Raw genomic sequence first — 18,568 nt, 5'->3', positions numbered from 1 at the left:
TGGGCGAACCATGCCCCGCATCGACGATCGGGAATCAGCAGCCCGGCAGGCGCTTGATCAGGTAGTCCTCGATCTGGTCGAGCGAGACCCGCTCCTGCTTCATGGTGTCGCGGTCGCGAACCGTCACCGCGTTGTCGGTGAGGGTGTCGAAGTCGACCGTGACGCAGAACGGCGTGCCGATCTCGTCCTGCCGCCGGTACCGCCGGCCGATCGCCTGCGAGTCGTCGAACTCGACGATCCAGCGCTTGCGCAGGTTGGCGGAGAGCTCACGGGCCTTCGGCGACAGCTCCGGGTTGCGCGACAGCGGCAGCACCGCGACCTTGACCGGGGCGAGCCGGGGGTCGAACCGCATGACCGTACGCTTGTCGACCCCGCCCTTGGTGTTCGGCGCCTCGTCCTCGTCATAGGCCTCGAGCAGGAACGCCAGCACCGCGCGGGTGAGACCGGCCGCCGGCTCGATGACGTACGGCACCCAGCGCTCGCCCTTCTCCTGGTCGAAGAAGGAGAGGTCGACACCGGAGTGCTTGGAGTGCGTCGACAGGTCGAAGTCGGTGCGGTTGGCGATGCCTTCGAGCTCGGCGAACTCGGTGCCGCCGAACTGGAAGCGGTACTCGATGTCGACGGTCCGTTTCGAGTAGTGCGAGAGCTTTTCCTTGGGGTGCTCGAAGAACCGCAGGTTGCTCTCCGAGAGGCCCAGGTCGCGGTACCAGTCCCAGCGCTGCTGAAGCCAGTACTCGTGCCATTCCTCGTCACTGCCCGGCGGGACGAAGAATTCCATCTCCATCTGCTCGAACTCACGCGTCCGGAAGATGAAGTTGCCCGGCGTGATCTCGTTCCGGAAACTCTTGCCGATCTGCGCGATGCCGAACGGCGGCTTCTTGCGGGCCGCGGTCGCCACGTTGTTGTAGTTCACGAAGATGCCCTGCGCGGTCTCCGGGCGCAGGTAGTGCAGGCCTTCGGCGCTCTCGGTGGGGCCGAGGTAGGTCTTCATCAGGCCGTTGAACATCTTCGGCTCGGTGAAGGTGCCCTTGTTGCCGCAGTTCGGGCAGTTGAGCTCCTTGAGCGACGCCGGCGGGTTGCCGTGCTTCGCCTCGTAGGCCTCTTCGAGGTGGTCGGCCCGGAACCGCTTGTGGCAGGACTGGCACTCGGTCAGCGGGTCGACGAAGGCGTCCAGGTGTCCGGAGGCGGCCCAGACGTCGCGGGCCAGGATCACGGCGGAGTCCAGGCCGACGATGTCGTCGCGCTGCTGGACCATGGTCCGCCACCACTGCCGGCGGACGTTCTCCTTCAGCTCCACGCCGAGCGGACCGTAGTCCCACGCCGAGCGGGTGCCTCCGTAGATCTCGCTGGAGGGGAAGACGAAGCCCCGGCGCTTGGCCAGGCTGACGACGGCATCGATACGATCGGCGGGCATTTGTTGTTTTCCTCCTACGCCGGCTGGGTGTCGGCGGGGAAATCGTGGTTATGGGACGAAGAGCGAGATTACTCCCCGAGTTCGCACACTTCGAACGCGCCTGTCGAGGTGTTCTGATCCAGCTCGGCCTCGACCGTCACGGCCCGGCCGTCCGGATAGATCAACTGAACCGGGACGGACGCGTACGTGAAATCAAGCTCCCCGATCTGGTACGAGGAAAACGCTTCCGTGGCGGCGAGCCGGGCCGTGTAGGCCGACTCGCTCTCGGCATTGCGGGCCTGGGCGCACAACTGGTCGTAGGCCCGGGCGAAATCGCGGTCCCGGACGGCGTCGACATAGCGGCCGACGACGACGTGCGCCTGCTCGTTGAGCGCGTCGTCCATCGCCGTGGTGAGCCCGGCGAGGGCGGCCGCGCCACCGCCGCAGACCAGCACCAGCACGCCGGCGCCGATGCCCAGGCCGAGACCGATCCGCCGGCCGCGCCCCTCGACCGGCGGCGCCGGGAAGGGCGGGTGCACGCCGGGGCCGGGCGGGGGCGGCGGGACGTGGTGCTGCGGGGCCTGCTGGGGTGAGGCCTGATGCGGCGGAAACTCATGCGGCGGGACGTGGTGCGGCGCCGTACTCATGTCCCCAGCCTAGTTGTCAGCGCCACGGCTCGGCGGCCCGGTCACTGGCGGTGATCACGACCTGCTCACCGGGTTCGGCGGCGGCGAGCGTCTCGAACGCCGAGGGCTCGTCGATCGTCTCGGCGAGCAGCGGGGTGGCGTGCACCTTGACGTCGAAACCGCCCAGGGCCCGCCGGTAGGCTCCGACCGACTCCCACTCGGTGATCAGGGTCCAGGCCGCCGGGTCCTCCAGGGCGCGGGCGAGCCGGCCGGAGAGGTATCCCCGGCTCTGCGCCAGCGCGGCGAGGGCGGCATGGGCACGCTCGACGAATCCGTCGTGCGTTTCCGGTGGGACGTGGAAGCGGTTGAGCACCAGCATGTGACGAGGGTACGCACGCCGAGGGAGCCGATCTGTGACGCCGTCCGACCCATTGCTGCACCGCCTGGCCCGAGTCAACCCGACCGTGGCGTTCCTGGTGGCCCTCGCCGTGCTGCTGGCGGGGCTTTTCCTGCCCGGCATCGTGGGCGGGCTGCTGCTGGCGGCGCTCGCGGCGGGGCTGTCCGCGCTGACGTTCACCACCTGGCCGGTGCAGTCGCCGATCACCCGCGCGGTCCGGCTGGTCCTGCTGGGCCTGCTGGTGGCCGCGGCCGTGGCGAAGGTGCTCTGACTCATGCAGTTTTGACAATCATTGTCATTATCGACCACAGTTGCTGGCATGATGCGCCGCCTGGTACCCGCCCTCGCCCTTCTCGTCGCCCTCAGCGCCTGCGGGGACAACCCGGGCGGCGGTGGCGACGACGGGAAGCTTTCCGTCGTCACCGCGTTCTACCCGCTGCAGTTCGTCAGCGAGCGGGTCGGAGGTGACGTGGTCGAGGTCAGCAATCTCACCAAGCCGGGCGCCGAGCCGCACGACGTCGAGCTCAACGCCGGTCAGGTCGGTCAGATCGCCGACGCCGGCCTGGTGGTCTACCTGAGCGGCTTCCAGCCGGCGGTGGACGACGCCGTCAAGCAGAACGGCAGTGAGCACGCCTTCGACGCCGCCTCCGCGGTGCGGCTGGACTCCGCCGAGGCGGCCGACGTGCACTCGCACGAGGGCGAGGAGCACGCCGAGGGTGAGGCCGGGCACGCCGAGGGTGAGGAGCACGCCGAGGGTGCGGGCGAGCACGTCGAGGAGAGCTCGACCGGCCTGGACCCGCACTTCTGGCTGGACCCGACCCGGCTCGCCACGGTCGCCGAGAAGGTCGCCGCCGAGATGGGCAAGGCCGACCCGGCGCACGCCGCCGACTTCACCGCCCGGGCCGCCGCGCTCAGCACCGAGCTGAAGACCCTGGACGGCGAGTTCACCGCCGGCCTCAAGACCTGCGCGCGGCGCGAGCTGGTGACCAGCCACACCGCGTTCCACTACCTCGCCGACCGGTACGACCTGACCCAGATCGGCATCACCGGCATCGACCCGGAGAGCGAGCCGTCCCCGCAGCGGCTCGCCGCGGTCGCCGAGGAGGCCAAGGAGCACGGCACCACCACGATCTTCTTCGAGACGCTGGTCAGCCCGAAGGTCGCCGAGACGCTGGCCAAGGAGGTCGGCGCCCAGACGGCGGTGCTCGACCCGCTGGAGGGTCTGACCGACGAGAATGCGGACTACTTCTCGGTGATGCGCGCCAACCTGACGGCCCTCACCAAGGCGCTGGGATGTGAATCGTGAGCACTGTGGTCGAGGTACGGCACGCCGCCGCCGGCTACGACGGACGGGAGGTCCTCAGCGACGTCTCGCTGAGCGTGGCCGCCGGTGACGTCGTCGCGGTGCTCGGCGCCAACGGGTCCGGCAAGTCCACGCTGATCCGGACCGTCCTCGGCCTGGTGCCACTGCGCCGCGGCGAGATCGAGCTGTTCGGCACCCCGCAGCGCCGGTTCCGGCACTGGGAGCGGATCGGGTACGTGCCACAGCGTCTCGGCGCCGGCAGCGGCGTGCCCGCGACGGTCGGCGAGGTCGTCGCGTCCGGGCGGCTGGCCCGGCGCGGCATCTTCCGCTTCCCCGGCGCGGCGGACAAGACCGCGGTGCGCGAGGCGCTCGCCGGCGTCGGGCTGCTGGACCGGATCGGTGACCCGGTCGCCACCCTCTCCGGCGGCCAGCAGCAGCGCACGCTCATCGCCCGGGCCCTCGCCGGCAAGCCGGACCTGCTGGTGCTGGACGAGCCGAACGCCGGCGTCGACGCCGCCAGTCAGGAGGCGTTCGCCGCGGCACTCACCCGGTTCACCGCGGCCGGCGGCACGATCATGCTGGTGCTGCACGAGCTCGGCCCGCTGCGGCCGCTGATCGGGCGTGGCGTCGTGGTGCACGGCGGGCGGATCGCGCACGAGGGGACGCCGCCCGAACCGGCCGGGCACCACGCCGAGCCGGGGCACGACCACGTGCACCCGCACGCCGACGAGGTCCAGGCCGGCATCTGTGAGTGGGCGCCCACCGAACAGACGAAGGCGTACTGATGGAACTGCTCACCTACCCCTTCATGCAGCGCGCGCTGATCGGCGCGCTGATCATCGGGCTGGCCGCGCCGGCGCTCGGCATCTACCTGGTGCAGCGCCGGCTGTCGCTGATCGGTGACGGGATCGGGCACGTGGCGCTCACCGGCGTCGGCGTGGGCCTGCTCACCAACAACTCGCCGGTGCTGGCCGCCGTGCTGGTCGCCACCATCGGCGCGGTCGGCGTCGAGCTGATCCGCGAGCGCGGGCGCACATCCGGCGACCTCGCACTGGCCCTGCTCTTCTACGGCGGCATCGCCGGTGGCGTGGTGCTCGTCGGGCTCTCCGACAACAAGGGCAACTCGAACCTGATGCAGTACCTGTTCGGTTCCCTGATCACCACGTCGGAGCAGGACATCGCGGTGATCGGCGGCCTCGGCGCGGCCGTGCTGATCGCGATGCTGGCGTTGCGGCCGGCGCTCTTCGCGCTCTGCAACGACGAGGAGTACGCCCGGGTCAGCGGCCTGCCGGTGCGGACCCTCAACATCCTGCTCGCGGTGACCACGGCGGTGACCGTGACGATCGCGATGCGTACCGTCGGCCTGCTCCTGGTGTCGGCGCTGATGGTGGTCCCGGTGGCGGCGGCACAGCAGGTCACCCGGGGCTTCCGCAGCACGATGGCGGTGGCCATGCTGATCGGCGTGGGCGCGGCCGGCGCCGGCATCGTGGTCTCGGCCGAGGCGGACACCGCACCCGGCGCCACCACGGTGCTGCTGGCCCTGGCCGCCTTCCTCGGCACCACGCTGGCCGGCGTGCTGCGCCGGGCCGTGGTCCGGCGGTCACGGCCGCCGGTCGCCGCCGAACCTCCGGATGTCGTGCTGCATGTCTGAGCGCCGCACCGCTGTACGGTGGTCGCAGCCATGACGACCATCGGATACGAAGCGTACGAGTCGGCGGGGGCCCTGTTGCGCGCCCTCTCCGCACCGATCCGCGTGGCGATCGTGACCGAGCTGGGCGCCGGCGAGCGCTGCGTGCACGACCTCGTGGAGAAACTGGGCGCCCCTCAGCCCCTCGTCTCCCAGCACCTGCGGGTCCTGCGCGGGGCGGGCGTGGTGCGGGGTGTCCGCCAGGGACGGGAGATCGCATACTCCCTGGTGGACGAACACGTCGCCCACATCGTCGCCGACGCGGTGAGCCATGCCAGGGAGAGCCGACAGTGAACGCGGAAACGACCCCTCGAAACACGAAGCAGCGCAGCGCGGTGAGCGCCGTCCTCGCCGAGACCGAGGGCTTCCACAGCGCACAGGACCTGCACGCGATGCTGCGTGACCGCGGCGAGCGGGTCGGTCTCACCACGGTCTACCGGACGTTGCAGGGGCTGGCCGACTCCGGTGAGATCGACGTGATGCGCCCACCCGGTGGCGAGCACCTCTACCGGCGGTGCAGCCAGGGCCATCACCACCACCTGGTCTGCCGGTCCTGCGGCCGGACCGTCGAGGTGGCCGGGCCGGCGGTGGAGTCCTGGGCGGACAAGGTCGCCGGGCAGCACGGCTTCGTGGACGTCTCGCACACGCTGGAGATTTTCGGCACCTGCCAGGAGTGCGCCGCGAAGGGCTGAGTGCGAGGCTTTCGCGTGTGAAGCCCTACGCCGACCGGCTGCCCACCGCGATCCGCCAGCTCGTCACCGACATCCTCGTGGTCCTCTGGATCTATCTGTGGATCCGGGTCGCCATGTGGGTCCACGACACCGTCGAGAAACTGGCCGTCCCGGGTGCCAAACTGGAGTCGGCCGGCAGCGGCATCGCGGACAACCTGGCCGACGCGGGCGGCAAGGTGGGCCGGGTCCCAGTCGTCGGCGACGACCTGACCAAGCCGTTCACCGGTGCCGCCGACGCCGCCCGGGCGATTGCCGAGGCCGGGCAGGACCAGCAGGACTTCGTCGATCAGCTGGCGCTGATCCTGCCGCTGGTGGCGATCGCGGTGCCGCTGGCGCTCGTGCTCTTCCTCTGGTTGCCGCTGCGTCTGCGCTGGATGCGCCGGGCCGCTCTGGCCGCCGCGGTCCGCGACGACCCGGCCGGCCGGGACCTGCTGGCGTTGCGCGCGCTCGCCGGCCGCCCGCTCCGCGAGTTGTCCCGGCTGGGCCCGGACATCGCGCAGAGCTGGCGGGCCGGCGATGAGGACGCCGTCGACGCACTCGCCGAACTGGAGCTCAGGAGTCTCGGTCTGCGTCCTCGTCGCGCTTCTTCGCCGACTTCCGGTCCTTCGCGTCGTCGATGACGTAACCGTCCTCGTCGTCGTCCTCACCCCAGTTGCGGTGCGCGAACGGGAGGGCGACCCAGAGGCCGAGGAACCAGACGGCGGTGATCACGGTGAGCGGGATCGCCCACTTCCAGTCCAGCACGTAGTCGGTGATCAGCAGGACGCTGCTGACCATCGAGATCAGCATGAAGGCGAGGCCGCCGGAGGCCATCCGGTGCGCGTACCGCACCAGTTCCGGCTTGCGGCCCTGCCGGAACAGCGCCCGGTGGAACGCCACCGGAGAAATGATCATCGCGGTGGCGAAGGCGGCACTGATCAGGGCTACGACATAGGTGTCCTTCTGGAAGTTCGTGGCGTTGGGGAAACCGTTGCTGAACGGCAGCGTGAGCAGGAACGCGAAGAGGATCTGCACGCCGGTCTGTGCGACGCGCAGCTCCTGCAGCAGGTCCGCGAAGTTACGGTCCCAGCGCTGCTTCTCGGTTTCTTTGTTGCGAGGAGAAGATGTATCGACCGCCATGCCGCGCCCGGTTCCCCGACGCGGCGATCATCAAACTCCGATGCGTGCCAGGACGGCGTCGGCCAGCTCCTCCGGAGCCTCCTCGGGCACCCAGTGACTGACCCCGCGCATCGCCACGAGCTGGTAGTCGGCGGAGACCCAGTCGGCGGTACGCAGTGCGGCGGTCAGCCCCACCACGCCGTCCCGGTCACTCCACACGTAGGTCGTCGGCACCGTGATCACACCGGTCCCGGCCACCTGGTCGGTGCGGTACGCCCGGTACCAGTTCAGTCCCGCGGTCAGCCGGCCCGGTTCGCGCGCCGCGTCCACGTACCGCTGGGTCCGCTCGGCCGACAGCGGCCGGAACATCCAGCGCAGCACCGCGGCGTCGCGCCCCAGCAGCAGGCGTTCGGCCGCCGCCGAGCGGAACACCCCGAAGTAGCTGAGCCGGGCCTTCTGCGACGGCCGGACGCGCATCGCCAGCAGCATGGCCCGCGGGTGCGGCACGGAGATCGCGGTGAGGGTACGGACCCGGTCGGGGTGACCGGCCGCGAGCACCCAGGCGACCTGCGCGCCCCAGTCGTGGCCGACCACGTGCGCCCGGTCGACGCCGAGCTCGTCGAGCACGGCGCGGGCGTCGGCCACCGCCTCGGTCAGCTGGTACTCCTCGACGTCGGCGGGCCGCGCGCCGGGCGAGTAGCCGCGCTGGTTCAGCGCGTACGTCCGGAGGCCGGCCGCGTGCAGGCGCGGCAGGATCCGCTCGAACTCCCGGTTGTCCTGCGGGAAACCGTGCAGCAGCAGCACCGGCTCGCCGTCCTGTGGCCCGCCCTCGGACACCTCGAACGTCAGGCCACGAGCTTTGATCTCCATGTGACTGCTACCTCCCTATCCCGGCGATTCACCAGGTGTTAGCGTCATCGAAGCACATACACCGAAGTTCGTCCGCTTCCGCGGGCGGACCTCGATCCGACAGGGGAGCGCACAGCGCTGAGAGTGCGGCCACGCCGCAGACCCTCGTACCTGATCTGGGTAATGCCAGCGCAGGAAGTTCGGTCTTTCCCAGCCGCGCCGTGTCCGGGCACCGTTGCCCGTCCGCGGCGTGCGTCTCCTCCCGGTACCCGCTGGGAGGCGTTTCATGAGCAACACCAATCCGAATCGATGGCGCACGATAGACATCGTGATCGCCTCGGTGATCGCCGTGGCGTTCGGCGTGATCTTTTGGGCCTGGAACACGGTCTGGTCGGTCACCGAGGCGGCGTTCGCGTTCTTCCCGCCGGCACAGTCGATCCTCTACGGGATCTGGCTGATGCCGGCCGTGCTGGGTGGCCTGATCATCCGGAAGCCGGGGGCCGCGCTCTACACCGAGACCGTCGCGGCGATCCTGTCCGCGCTGCTCGGCAACAAGTGGGGCGGGACCGTCATCCTGCAGGGCCTGATCCAGGGCGCGGGCGCCGAGCTGGCGTTCGCGGCGCTGCGCTACCGGTCCTACAAGCTGCCGATCGCCCTGCTCGCCGGCGCGCTGACCGGCCTCAGTGCGGCGATCTACGACTTCTTCGCCTGGACCTACGCGTACGAGCTGTGGAGCTACCGGGTGCCGTACGGCGCCTTCACCGTGGTGAGCAGCGTCCTCGTGGCCGGGCTGGGCAGCTGGCTGCTGGTCCGGGCGCTCGCGCCGACAGGTGTCCTGGACCGGTTCGGAGCGGGCCGGGAACGGGCACTGATCTGACGTGAGCGAGGTTCGGTTCAGCGGGTTCGGGTGGCGGCACGCCGGGCGCCGCGCCTGGGCGGTCCGCGGGCTGGACCTGCACGTCCGGCACGGCGAACGGGTGCTGCTGCTCGGTCCCTCCGGCGCCGGCAAGAGCACCCTGCTCGCCGCGCTCGCCGGTCTGCTGCCGGACGATTCCGGCGAGGCCGAGGGCGTCATCGAGATCGACGGGCTGGAGCCGGCCAAGGCGCGCGAACGGACCGGCGTCGTCTTCCAGGACCCGCAGACCCAGCTGGTGATGGCTCGCAGCGGCGACGACGTGGCGTTCGGCCTGGAGAACCGGGGCGTGCCGGCCGGTGAGATCTGGCCACGGGTGAGTGACGTGCTGGATCGGGTCGGCTTCCCGTACCCGATCAATCGCTCCACCGCCGCGCTCTCCGGCGGCGAGGCGCAGCGCCTGGCGCTCGCCGGGGTCCTCGCCCTGCGGCCCGGGCTGCTGCTGCTCGACGAACCCACCGCGAACCTCGACCCGCCCGGCGCCACCCTGATCCGGGAGGCGGTCGGCCAGGCCATCGGCCCGGAGACCACGATGATCATTGTGGAGCACCGGGTGGCCGAGGCGCTGCCGCTGGTGGACCGGGTGGTGGTGCTGGAGCCGGGCGGCGGGGTGCGCGCCGACGGCGCGCCCGAAGTGATCTTCGCGGCCTATGGCGACCGACTGGCGGCGGACGGGGTCTGGGTGCCCGGTTTCAGCTTCCCGGCGGTCCGGGCCACGACCAGGCCCACAGACCATCTGGTACGAGCGGAGCACGTCGCCGTCCGTGGCCGGCTCCGACCGGTTTCGATCGCTGTGGGCGACAGTGAGGTGCTCGCCGTGACCGGGCCCAACGGCGCCGGCAAGTCGACGCTCGCGCTGCTGCTGGGCGGCCTGCTGGCACCGGACTCCGGGCGGATCGAGGCGTTCGGCGACAAGCGGCCGCCGCACCGCTGGCGGGCCACCACCCTCACCCAGCGGATCGGGTCCGTCTTCCAGAACCCGGAACACCAGTTCGTCACCGGCCGGGTCGCCGACGAACTGGCGCTCGGGCCACGCCGGATCGGCCGCTCCCCCGCCGAGACCCGGCGGATCGTCGACGACCTGCTGGAGCGGCTGCGCCTGACGAAGCTGGCCGGGGCGAACCCGTACACCCTCTCCGGCGGTGAGGCCCGGCGCCTCAGCGTCGCCACGGCTCTCGCCACCGCGCCCCGGCTGCTCGTGCTGGACGAGCCGACGTTCGGCCAGGACCGCCGCACGTGGCTGGAACTGATCACCCTGCTCGCGGAGTTGCGCGACGCCGGGCACGGGATCCTCGCGGTCACCCACGACGAGGCGTTCGTGCGTACCCTCGCCGATCGCGCCATCGGTCTGGGCGAGCCGGACCCGGAACCGCTGCCCCGGAGGGTCCGGCCGTGACCCTCGCCCTCGAACCCATCGCCGACCCGTCCGCACCCCTCGCCCGGCGCAACCCGGTCGCCAAGCTGGCCGCCGCGCTGCTCTTCTCCCTGCCGCTGATCTCCACGGTGGACCCGTTCGCGCCGGCCGTCGCCCTCGTCCTGGAACTGGCGCTGCTACCGCTCTTCGGTGTCCGGTTCGGCGTCCTGCTGCGCCGGGCCGCACCGCTGCTGCTCGCCGCCGCCGGCGTCCTCGTCGCGATGACCCTGTTCGCCGCCGACCGCAGCGGCACCCTGTACTTCTCGCTCGGGCCGTTCGACGTGACGAGCGGCGTCGTGGCCACCGCCGCCGGGCTGATCCTGCGCATCTTCGCGGTGGCCCTGCCCGGCATCATCGTCTTCGCCACCACCGACCCCACCGACCTGGCCGACGCGCTGGTGCAGAACGCGAAGGCGCCGGCCCGGTTCGCGATCGGCGCCCTCGCCGCGTTCCGGCTGCTCCCGCTGCTCGGTCAGGAATGGCGCGCGCTCACCCTCGCCCGGCGGGCCCGCGGCGTCGACGCCGGGCGCAACCCCGCCGCCAAGCTGCGGCTCTTCGTCTCCACCGCGTTCGCGCTGCTGGTCGGGGCGTTGCGGCGCGGTGTGCGGCTGGCCGTCGCGATGGACGCGCGCGGCTTCGACTCCGGTATCCCGCGGACGTACGCGCGACGGCAGCACTTCACCGGCGCCGACACCGCCCTGGTCGTCACCGCCGTGATCGCCTCCGCCACGATCCTGACCCTCTCGGTGCTGCTGGGCTTCTTCCGCCCGATCGTCGGCTGACCGGCCGGCTCTTCGCCGCCCGCCGCCCGGCTCTTTGCCGCCCGCCGCCCCGCTCGCCGCCCGTCCGATCGTCGGTTGATCGTTCGCTTCGGCGTCACGAGTGCGACAGCCGAAGTTGTCCTGACCGGACCAGGGTGATCTCCACTGCACGTTTCCTCGTAGGAGTTCACCGACATGGGTCACGGCCACGACCACTCGCACCACGACATGGACACCTCCGGCGGGGATCTGCCGGAGGCCCTCGACCTCAGCGTTCCGGAAACCGAACTCTCCCCCGGCGACCGGTCCCGGCGCCGCTTCCTGCTCGGCGCGGGCCTGCTCGGTGCCGGCGCAGCCGCTTCCGTGCTGGCCCGCCCCGGTGCCGCCGAGGCGGCCGGCCTGTCGCACACGCACGGCCCGGTGGGCGGCGGAACGGGCAAAGGCGGCTTCCAGTGGCTGAGTGGTGACCACCACATCCACACGCAGTACAGCTCCGACGCCCAGTACCGGGTGCTCGACCAGGCGCAGAAGGGCCACGCGTACGGCCTCGACTGGATCGTCATCACCGACCACGGCAGCGCCGCCCACGCCAAGATCGGTGTGGAGAAGGTCAACCCGGACATCGTGAAGACCCGTGAGGAGCTCAAGGGGCTGCTCACTTTCCAGGGCCTGGAGTGGAACATCCCGGCCGCCGAGCACGCGACCGTGTTCGTCACGCCCAGCAAGAACGAGGTCTCGGTTCTCAAGCAGTTCGAGAACGCGTACGACGGCACGTTCGCCCCGTCGACGAACACGGCCGCCCAGAACGAGGCGCTGGCCATCGCCGGCATCAAGTTCCTCGGCGAGCAGGTCCGCAAGCGCAAGATCGACGGCGCGCTCTTCTTCGCGAACCACCCGGCCCGCCGCGGCATCGACTCCCCGCACGAGATCCGTGGCTGGCGGGACGCCGACCCCAGCGTCGCCGTCGGCTTCGAGGGCGCGCCCGGTCACCAGGCCGCCGGCATCCCCGCCCCGAACGGCCGGGGCGGCGCCCGCGGCTACTACGACAACAACCCGTCGGCCGCCTCGTTCCCCGGCTACCCGCTGGAGAGCTACCGCACCTGGGGTGGCTTCGACTGGATGACCTCGACCGTCGGTGGTCTCTGGGACAGCCTGCTCGCCGAGGGCAAGGCGTGGTGGATCACCGTCAACTCGGACAGCCACGTCAACTACCTCGACCAGACCGAACGTGGCCCGGGCAGCGACTTCAACGCCAACGGCAAGTACAACGACCCGGTCTACAACGGCTCGATCAACACCCAGGCCGGCGACTTCTGGCCCGGCTTCTACGGCCGGACCAACGTGGGCGCGTCGTCGTTCGGCTACAAGGCGGTCGTCGACGGCCTGCGCGCCGGGCGCGTCTGGGTCGACCACGGCCGGCTGATCAAGGGCCTGGACGCCCGGGTCCGGGTCGCCGGTGACCGCCGCGGCTTCACCGGAACCCCCCTCGGCGGTGTCCTCCAGGTCAAGCGGGGCACCTCGACCGAGCTGACCCTCGAGATCGACCTGCAGGACATCCCGAACTGGGCCGGTTTCGTCCCGGCCCTCAAGCGGGTCGACGTGATCGTCGGCACGGTCACCGGCCCGGTCGGCGACCGGGACACCTTCACCACCCCGAACACCCGGGTCGTGAAGTCGTTCGAGGTTTCCCGGACCAGCGGCAAGGTGTCGTTCACGTACTCGCTGGGCCGGCTCGACAAGCCGTTCTACCTGCGGGTCCGCGGCACCGACGGCAACCGCACCCAGCCGGGTCTGATGGGCGCCTCGGTCGACCCGTACGGTCCCCAGCTCGACGTGGCCGGCGCCGCCGACCCGTGGGGCGACCTGTGGTTCTACACCAACCCCATCTGGGTTCTGCCCCGATGACTTCCTCCGTCGCGCCGGCCGCTCCGGCGGCCGGCGCCGCCCGGATCGTCGGCCTCAGCCTGGGTCACACCACCCTGGCCGAGGCCGACCACTGGATCGGGGCGCTGACCCCGGCGCCGGTGCTGGCCTGCACGCACCTGGTCGCCGAGCCGCATCCGCACGTGGCGATCAGCCTGCTCACCGACGCCTCGTTCCCGAGCGACCCGGCCCTCGAACCGGCCGCGCGGGCAGCGGCGGCCGGGCAGTCCGGCCGGGCCGTGCGGTTCCCCGGCGTCGAACGGCTGACCGGCGAACTGACCGTCAGCGAGATCCTGCAGCGCAGCTCCATCTCCCGGGTCGAGGTGCTGGGCGGCGGGCCGGCTCAACCGGACACCGTGGTCGAGACCGGTGACTTCGTCCGCCCGCAGTTCCGGGCCGGCGAACTGGTGCTGGTCACCACCCCGGCGGCCGGTGGGCGGCTGATCCCGTTCGAAAGGCGGGATCCCACCCCCTGTTGTGCCGATCACTGACCGGCACATCCCTACTGTTGGGGGCATGTCTCGTCCCCGTTTGCGACAACTGCTGGCCGACACCCGCAGCGGCGTGCTGCTCTTCAGCATCACGCCGCCGCGGCGCAGCACCCCCGACGACCGGGTCCGCGAGATCGCCAAGGTCACCCTGGACCGGCTCAGCGGTCTCGACCTCGACGGCCTGATCATCTACGACATCGACGACGAGTCGGACCGCAACCCGGACGAGCGGCCCTTCCCCTACCTGGAAACCCTCGACCCGGCCCGCTACTACGCCGACCACCTGAGCGACTGGCACCAGCCGGTGATCATCTACCGCTGCGTCGGCAAGTACACCGAGGACGAGCTGCGGGACTGGATGACCGGCGTCGACGACCGGGTCCTCAGCGTCTTCGTGGGCGCCTCCTCCGGCGGCAAAGCGGTCCGCACCGACCTGCGCCGGGCACAGGCACTGCGCACCCAGGTGCGCCCCGACCTGCCGTTGGGCGCCGTGGTGATCGGCGAACGCCCGGACGAGCACCTGCGCATGCTTGCCAAACAGGACCGGGGTGCCGCCTTCTTCGTCTCCCAGGTCGTCTACCACGTCAACGAGACGAAGAACCTGCTCTCCGACTACTACTACGCCTGCCGCGCCAAGAGCGTCGAACCCCGCACGGTCATCTTCACGCTGTCCCTGTGCGGCTCCTTGAAGACCCTGGAGTTCCTGGGCTGGCTGGGCGTCGACGTCCCCCGCTGGCTGCAGAACTCCCTGCGCCACGCCGAGGACCCCCTGACCGAGTCCTACCGCCAGTGCGTCGCGATCGCCCGCGACCTCATCGACTTCTGCGAACACCTGGGCATCCCGTACGGCTTCAACATCGAAAACGTCTCCATCCGCCGAACCGAGATCGAAGCCACCACCGACCTGGCCGCCGAGATCGCCGGCCTCCTCAGCCACCGCCGCGGCCGCGGCTAGGGCCACCGCCGCGGCTAGGGTCAGTGCGTGATCGACTTCTCCAACGGTTCCGTGTTCAAGCTCAACCCCTGCGACCCGCAGGAGGTGATCCCCCAGGTCGCCCCGTTCCTGATCCAGGGCGAGCAGGTCTTCTACACGTTCAAATCGGTCCGCGACTTCGTCGTCTTCACCAACAAGCGCCTCATCGCCGCGAACGTGCAGGGCATCACCGGGTCGAAGACCGATTTCACGTCGCTGCCGTACAGCAAGATTCAGGCCTTCTCGGTGGAGACCGCCGGCAGCCTGGACCGGGACACCGAGCTCGACCTCTGGTACAGCGGCCTCGGCAAGGTCCGCCTCGAGTTCAAGCGCAACGTCGACATCCGCCAGCTGAGCCAGATGATCGCCAATTACGTCCTCTGAGCAGCAGCGGATCCACCGGCCTCCGCCGCCTTCTCGTCGAAGCTGAGCAGTCTCCGGCGGAGAGCGGCGATCTCGCGCAGGGCGGCATTCACTGTCTCCTCCTCCCCCGCGGTGCCGAGCAGACCGGCAGCCACAGCCAGCGCGGCCTGATCGACTTCGATAGCCCTCTTGATCATTCGAATTCCTCTCCGCACGGCGTTCAGTCGACGGAACCCGGATCCGCCACCCATCGGGCCGCCTGACCCGTCACCGCTGCCACCTGCTCGAAATCTCTGTCGTAGTGCAAGATCGTGGTCCGGTGATGCTCGGCGGTCGCGGCGACCACGAGGTCGACCGGCCCGGCGGAGCGGTGCGCCCCGCGATCCGTCAGGTCCTTCTGCACGGACAGGGCACGGTCGAACGCCCGGTCCGGAACCGTCAGCCAGGCGCACGACCCCCTGATCGCGGCCTCCAGTTCGCCGCGGTCGACCTTGGATCTCGCGGTGAAGAGGATCTCCAGCTCGGTGAGCGGGCAGACCCCCAGCACACCTGCGTCGATCTGGTCGAGCCATGCCGACTGGACGGCCGGCTCGCACAGGAGCCGCATGAAGGCGCTGGTGTCGATCAGATACTTCGTGGTCACGGCCGGCGCTTCTTCTCGAGCAACTCGTCGAACTGACCCGTCCGCGCTAGCGCGGTGAGCTGAGCCAGAGCCTCGCGCCGCCGGTGGATCACCGCGATCTCACGCAGCGCGGCGTTGACGGTATCCCCCCACCCGGAGGTGCCGAGGTGCTCGGACGCGTCGATAAGCGCCTCGGCGTCCAGATCGACCAGGCTCTTCACCATCACGTCTCCCATGCAGCCACTATCCCCGTGCTCTCATGCGGCGGAGTTCAGCCCGACCAGCCCAGCCAGCCCGACCAGCCCAGCCCAGCCAGCGCGACCAGCCCAGCTTGCCAACTCGCGCCTAGTTGTTATGCGACTAGATTAGTCCCGTGCATAGATCGACTCAAGGCTTCGGCCTGAGAGGATGAGGGCATGCTCGTAGCCTTCTCCGTCACGCCCCTGGGCGCCGGCGACTCCGTCGGGGACGCCGTCGCCGAGGCTGTCCGCGTGGTTCGCGCCTCCGGCCTGCCGAACCGGACCGACGCCATGTTCACCACGATCGAGGGCGAGTGGGACGAGGTGATGGCGGTCGTGAAGCAGGCCGTGGACGCCGTCGCCGCGGTCGCGCCCCGGGTCAGCCTGTCGTTGAAGGCCGACGTCCGGCCCGGCGTGACCGGCGCGCTCACCGCGAAAGTGGAGCACATCGAGCGGGTTCTCGGGCAGTGAGAGTTCCGCGGCTGCTGGTCATGTGGGACATCGACTACACGCTGCTGCGCGGTGGCGGGGTGGCGGCCCGGTCGTGGAAGGCGGCGTTCACCGAGGTCACCGGGGTGGGCTGGCGGGAGACCCCGGTCTTCGGCGGGCGCACCGACCTGGACATCTGCGCCGAGGTCTTCGCCACGCACGGCGTGACGGACTGCACCCCGGAGCGCTTCTTCGCGCGATATGTGGAGCTGGTCGAGCAGGCCGGGCACGAGTTCGCCGAGCAGGGCGCGCTCATGCCGGGCGTCCGTGAGGTGCTCACCCATCTCGGCACCGACCCGGGGATCGTGCAGACTCTGGTCACCGGCAACATCCCGCAGGTGGCCCGGCTCAAGGTCGCCGCGTTCGGGCTGGCCGACGACTTCGACTTCGAGGTCGGCGGGTACGGCACCGACGACAGTGTCCGGGCCACCCTGGTGAAGCGGAGCTTGGCGCGGGCGGAGGCGAAGTACGGTGAGCGGTTCCGCCCGGTCGTCGTCGGTGACACGGTGAACGACGTGACGGCGGCCCTGGCCAACGGCGCCGCCGTGGTCGCGGTCGCGACCGGCGCGACCCCGGCGGCCGAGCTGGCCGCCGCCGGGGCGCACACCGTGCTGACCGACCTGAGTGACGCCGAGGCCGCGGTCCGGGCCCTTACGTCGGGCTGACCGGGTTCGGCAGGGCGCCGCCGAACCGGCGGTCACGCTGCGCGTAGAGCTCGCACGCGTACCACAGGTGGCGGCGGTCGAAGTCGGGCCAGAGGGTGTCCAGGTAGACCATCTCCGCGTACGCCGACTGCCAGAGCAGGAAGTTGGAGGTGCGCTGCTCGCCGGAGGGCCGCAGGAACATGTCCACCTCGGGGATCTCCGGGTGGTAGAGGTAGCGGGCGATGGTCTTCTCGTTGACCTTGTCAGCCTTGAGCTTGCCCGCCGCCACGTCGCGCGCGATGGCGGCCGCGGCATCCGCGATCTCCGCCTGGCCGCCGTAGTTGACGCAGAACTGAAGGGTGAGCGTCGAGTTCTTCCGGCTCATCTCCTCGGCGGTCTGCAGCTCGGAGATCACGCTCTTCCAGAGCCGGCCGGCCCGGCCGGACCAGACCACCCGCACACCGAGGTCGACCAGCTGGTCACGGCGGCGCCGGATGACGTCGCGGTTGAACCCCATCAGGAAGCGCACCTCCTCGGGCGAGCGCTTCCAGTTCTCGGTGGAGAAGGCGTAGGCCGACAGGTACGGAATGCCCAGCTCGATGGCGCCCTCGATGGTGTCGAACAGCGAGTGCTCCCCCTGCTCGTGTCCCTTGGTGCGGGAGAGCCCGCGCTCCTTGGCCCAGCGGCCGTTGCCGTCCATGACTATCGCCACATGCTTCGGCAGCGCGGCGGCCGGCAGTTTTGGTGGCCTCGCACCGGAGATGTGTGGGGTGGGCGGACGCGGGCTCAAGGGTTCAACTCCCGTCGATCGACAAGCGGGAGCGAGCGCAGCGCCCGCTCCATGTGCCATTGCAGGTGGGCGGCGACCAGGCCGCTGCACTCCCGGCGCACCGGCGTCTCGGAGGCGTCCGCGACTGCCCAGTCACCGCTGGTCAGGGCCGACATCAGGCCGAGGGTCGCCGGGCTGGGGTGTGCCGCACCGGGCGGACGGCAGTCGGGGCAGACCGCGCCGCCGGCCGGGACGGCGAAAGCGGCGTGCCGGCCGGGGGTGCCGCAGACCGCGCACTCGTCGACCGCCGGCGCCCAGCCGCCGAAGGCCATGGCGCGCAGCAGGTAGGCGTCGAGCACCAGGCTGCCGGCGTGCTCACCGGCGGCGAGGGCCTTGAACGCGCCGAGGGTCAGCTGGAACAGCCGCAGCGCGGGCTCGCGCTCCACCGGGGTGAGCCGCTCGGCGGTCTCGCAGATCGCGCTGGCCGCGGTGTATCGCGGGTAGTCGGTGAGGAAGTTCTTGCCGAAGAGGGAGACCGCCTCGACCTGGCTCACCGAGTGCAGCGAGCTGCCCACCCCCTCCGGCGAGCCGGCGAGCTGGAGGTCGATGTGGCCGAACGGCTCGAGCCGGGCACCGAAGCGCGACGAGGTGCGCCGCACGCCGCGGGCGACGGCACGCAACCGGCCGTGCCGCCGGGTCAGCAGGGTGACGATGCGGTCGCTCTCGCCGAGTTTCTGCACACGCAGGACCACCGCGTCGTCGCGGTAGAGCTGGCGTCGGTATCCGGCAGGCACCCCGCCATTCTGCCCGGTGCCTACGACAAACCCTGACCCGGATCTCAGGGTCGCCTCCGGGACGGGACCGGTGGTGCGCGAGTGCCGGC

Annotated in this window: 26 protein-coding genes and 1 riboswitch; of the genes, 16 read left to right on the top strand and 10 right to left on the bottom strand. The window is 70.7% G+C overall.

The features are described from left to right. Positions 1-34: 34 nt before the first annotated feature. The 3 genes from LPA41_RS20050 to LPA41_RS20040 all read right to left on the bottom strand — a co-directional run bounded on the left by LPA41_RS20050 (position 35) and on the right by LPA41_RS20040 (position 2,398). Positions 35-1,414 (bottom strand): glycine--tRNA ligase, encoded by a 1,380-nt coding sequence (locus LPA41_RS20050; RefSeq protein WP_229072180.1) that lies wholly within the window; start codon positions 1,412-1,414, stop codon positions 35-37. Positions 1,415-1,482: 68 nt separating this feature from the next. Continuing rightward, positions 1,483-2,040: a hypothetical protein gene (locus LPA41_RS20045; protein ID WP_229072179.1), complete on the bottom strand. Its 558-nt coding sequence runs from the start codon at positions 2,038-2,040 to the stop codon at positions 1,483-1,485. Positions 2,041-2,056: 16 nt separating this feature from the next. Further along, complete coding sequence (locus LPA41_RS20040) at positions 2,057-2,398, bottom strand: antibiotic biosynthesis monooxygenase (RefSeq protein WP_229072178.1); 342 nt, start codon at positions 2,396-2,398, stop codon at positions 2,057-2,059. A gap of 34 nt (positions 2,399-2,432) precedes the next feature. Between LPA41_RS20040 and LPA41_RS20035 the strand changes: the two genes are divergently transcribed. The 7 genes from LPA41_RS20035 to LPA41_RS20005 are packed head-to-tail and all read left to right on the top strand — an operon-like array spanning position 2,433 to position 6,757. Beyond that, positions 2,433-2,687, top strand: a complete 255-nt coding sequence (locus LPA41_RS20035; protein WP_229072177.1) for a DUF6703 family protein — start codon at positions 2,433-2,435, stop codon at positions 2,685-2,687. A 48-nt stretch (positions 2,688-2,735) separates the two neighbouring features. Continuing rightward, the gene (locus LPA41_RS20030; protein WP_229072176.1) at positions 2,736-3,722 is read left to right on the top strand and encodes a metal ABC transporter substrate-binding protein; all 987 of its coding nucleotides are present in this window, start codon (positions 2,736-2,738) and stop codon (positions 3,720-3,722) included. Then, the gene (locus LPA41_RS20025; protein ID WP_229072342.1) at positions 3,716-4,504 is read left to right on the top strand and encodes a metal ABC transporter ATP-binding protein; all 789 of its coding nucleotides are present in this window, start codon (positions 3,716-3,718) and stop codon (positions 4,502-4,504) included. The genes LPA41_RS20030 and LPA41_RS20025 overlap by 7 nt, the downstream gene beginning before the upstream one ends. Further along, positions 4,504-5,370 (top strand): metal ABC transporter permease, encoded by an 867-nt coding sequence (locus LPA41_RS20020; protein WP_229072175.1) that lies wholly within the window; start codon positions 4,504-4,506, stop codon positions 5,368-5,370. The genes LPA41_RS20025 and LPA41_RS20020 overlap by 1 nt, the downstream gene beginning before the upstream one ends. Positions 5,371-5,400: 30 nt before the next feature. Then, positions 5,401-5,700: a helix-turn-helix transcriptional regulator gene (locus LPA41_RS20015; protein WP_229072174.1), complete on the top strand. Its 300-nt coding sequence runs from the start codon at positions 5,401-5,403 to the stop codon at positions 5,698-5,700. After that, entirely contained in the window at positions 5,697-6,098 is a 402-nt protein-coding gene (locus tag LPA41_RS20010) for a Fur family transcriptional regulator (protein ID WP_229072173.1), read from the top strand. Before LPA41_RS20015 ends, LPA41_RS20010 begins: the two co-directional genes overlap by 4 nt. Before the next feature lie 17 nt (positions 6,099-6,115). Then, positions 6,116-6,757, top strand: coding sequence for a hypothetical protein (locus LPA41_RS20005; RefSeq protein ID WP_229072172.1), 642 nt, complete (start codon positions 6,116-6,118; stop codon positions 6,755-6,757). Here LPA41_RS20005 and LPA41_RS20000 read toward each other — a convergent pair. Further along, positions 6,690-7,256 (bottom strand): DUF6328 family protein, encoded by a 567-nt coding sequence (locus LPA41_RS20000; RefSeq protein WP_229072171.1) that lies wholly within the window; start codon positions 7,254-7,256, stop codon positions 6,690-6,692. The two genes, LPA41_RS20005 and LPA41_RS20000, sit on opposite strands and share 68 nt — an antisense overlap. 30 nt (positions 7,257-7,286) lie before the next feature. Next, positions 7,287-8,105 carry an alpha/beta fold hydrolase gene (locus LPA41_RS19995; RefSeq protein ID WP_229072170.1) on the bottom strand — a complete coding sequence of 273 codons (819 nt, stop codon included), beginning with the start codon at positions 8,103-8,105 and terminating at the stop codon, positions 7,287-7,289. A 91-nt stretch (positions 8,106-8,196) separates the two neighbouring features. Further along, positions 8,197-8,300, top strand: a riboswitch (TPP riboswitch). A 70-nt stretch (positions 8,301-8,370) separates the two neighbouring features. On the opposite strand from LPA41_RS19995, the gene LPA41_RS19990 reads away from it, so the two are divergent. The 7 genes from LPA41_RS19990 (at position 8,371) to LPA41_RS19960 (ending at position 14,943) form a co-directional block, all read left to right on the top strand. Next, a complete protein-coding gene (locus LPA41_RS19990; protein WP_229072169.1) occupies positions 8,371-8,961 on the top strand; it encodes an ECF transporter S component in 591 nt (196 codons plus the stop codon). Between the two features lies 1 nt (position 8,962). Further along, the gene (locus LPA41_RS19985) at positions 8,963-10,393 is read left to right on the top strand and encodes an ABC transporter ATP-binding protein (protein WP_229072168.1); all 1,431 of its coding nucleotides are present in this window, start codon (positions 8,963-8,965) and stop codon (positions 10,391-10,393) included. Then, entirely contained in the window at positions 10,390-11,193 is an 804-nt protein-coding gene (locus LPA41_RS19980) for an energy-coupling factor transporter transmembrane protein EcfT (RefSeq protein WP_229072167.1), read from the top strand. The genes LPA41_RS19985 and LPA41_RS19980 overlap by 4 nt, the downstream gene beginning before the upstream one ends. A gap of 174 nt (positions 11,194-11,367) precedes the next feature. Further along, positions 11,368-13,077, top strand: coding sequence for a PHP domain-containing protein (locus LPA41_RS19975; RefSeq protein WP_229072166.1), 1,710 nt, complete (start codon positions 11,368-11,370; stop codon positions 13,075-13,077). Beyond that, positions 13,074-13,586 carry a hypothetical protein gene (locus tag LPA41_RS19970; protein ID WP_229072165.1) on the top strand — a complete coding sequence of 171 codons (513 nt, stop codon included), beginning with the start codon at positions 13,074-13,076 and terminating at the stop codon, positions 13,584-13,586. Before LPA41_RS19975 ends, LPA41_RS19970 begins: the two co-directional genes overlap by 4 nt. Positions 13,587-13,611: 25 nt before the next feature. Further along, positions 13,612-14,541: a 5,10-methylenetetrahydrofolate reductase gene (locus LPA41_RS19965; RefSeq protein WP_229072164.1), complete on the top strand. Its 930-nt coding sequence runs from the start codon at positions 13,612-13,614 to the stop codon at positions 14,539-14,541. 27 nt (positions 14,542-14,568) lie between these two features. Then, entirely contained in the window at positions 14,569-14,943 is a 375-nt protein-coding gene (locus LPA41_RS19960) for a PH domain-containing protein (protein ID WP_229072163.1), read from the top strand. On the opposite strand, the gene LPA41_RS19955 is transcribed toward LPA41_RS19960, so the two are convergent. From LPA41_RS19955 to LPA41_RS19945, 3 genes are read right to left on the bottom strand one after another with little or no spacing between them, the layout of a single operon-like run. After that, on the bottom strand, positions 14,931-15,119 hold the full coding sequence (locus LPA41_RS19955) for a DUF2191 domain-containing protein (RefSeq protein ID WP_229072162.1): 189 nt from the start codon (positions 15,117-15,119) through the stop codon (positions 14,931-14,933). The two genes, LPA41_RS19960 and LPA41_RS19955, sit on opposite strands and share 13 nt — an antisense overlap. Before the next feature lie 23 nt (positions 15,120-15,142). Beyond that, positions 15,143-15,565, bottom strand: coding sequence for a PIN domain nuclease (locus tag LPA41_RS19950; RefSeq protein WP_229072161.1), 423 nt, complete (start codon positions 15,563-15,565; stop codon positions 15,143-15,145). Then, positions 15,562-15,780 carry a DUF2191 domain-containing protein gene (locus tag LPA41_RS19945; RefSeq protein WP_229072160.1) on the bottom strand — a complete coding sequence of 73 codons (219 nt, stop codon included), beginning with the start codon at positions 15,778-15,780 and terminating at the stop codon, positions 15,562-15,564. The genes LPA41_RS19950 and LPA41_RS19945 overlap by 4 nt, the downstream gene beginning before the upstream one ends. 180 nt (positions 15,781-15,960) lie before the next feature. Between LPA41_RS19945 and LPA41_RS19940 the strand changes: the two genes are divergently transcribed. Next, positions 15,961-16,254, top strand: a complete 294-nt coding sequence (locus tag LPA41_RS19940; protein ID WP_229072159.1) for an MTH1187 family thiamine-binding protein — start codon at positions 15,961-15,963, stop codon at positions 16,252-16,254. Next, complete coding sequence (locus LPA41_RS19935; protein ID WP_229072158.1) at positions 16,251-16,937, top strand: HAD family hydrolase; 687 nt, start codon at positions 16,251-16,253, stop codon at positions 16,935-16,937. The genes LPA41_RS19940 and LPA41_RS19935 overlap by 4 nt, the downstream gene beginning before the upstream one ends. Here LPA41_RS19935 and LPA41_RS19930 read toward each other — a convergent pair. Together LPA41_RS19930 and recO are read right to left on the bottom strand one after the other, a co-directional pair. Beyond that, positions 16,924-17,706 (bottom strand): isoprenyl transferase, encoded by a 783-nt coding sequence (locus LPA41_RS19930; protein ID WP_229072157.1) that lies wholly within the window; start codon positions 17,704-17,706, stop codon positions 16,924-16,926. The two genes, LPA41_RS19935 and LPA41_RS19930, sit on opposite strands and share 14 nt — an antisense overlap. Beyond that, positions 17,703-18,479, bottom strand: a complete 777-nt coding sequence (gene recO / locus LPA41_RS19925; protein ID WP_229072156.1) for a DNA repair protein RecO — start codon at positions 18,477-18,479, stop codon at positions 17,703-17,705. Before recO ends, LPA41_RS19930 begins: the two co-directional genes overlap by 4 nt. Between the last annotated feature and the right edge of the window lie 89 nt (positions 18,480-18,568).

The organism is Actinoplanes sp. DH11, assembly GCF_020873875.1.
Taxonomy (GTDB): Bacteria; Actinomycetota; Actinomycetes; order Mycobacteriales; family Micromonosporaceae; genus Actinoplanes.
Note: the sequence above shows the minus strand (reverse complement) of the source record. Positions and strands in the feature narration are given on the sequence as shown.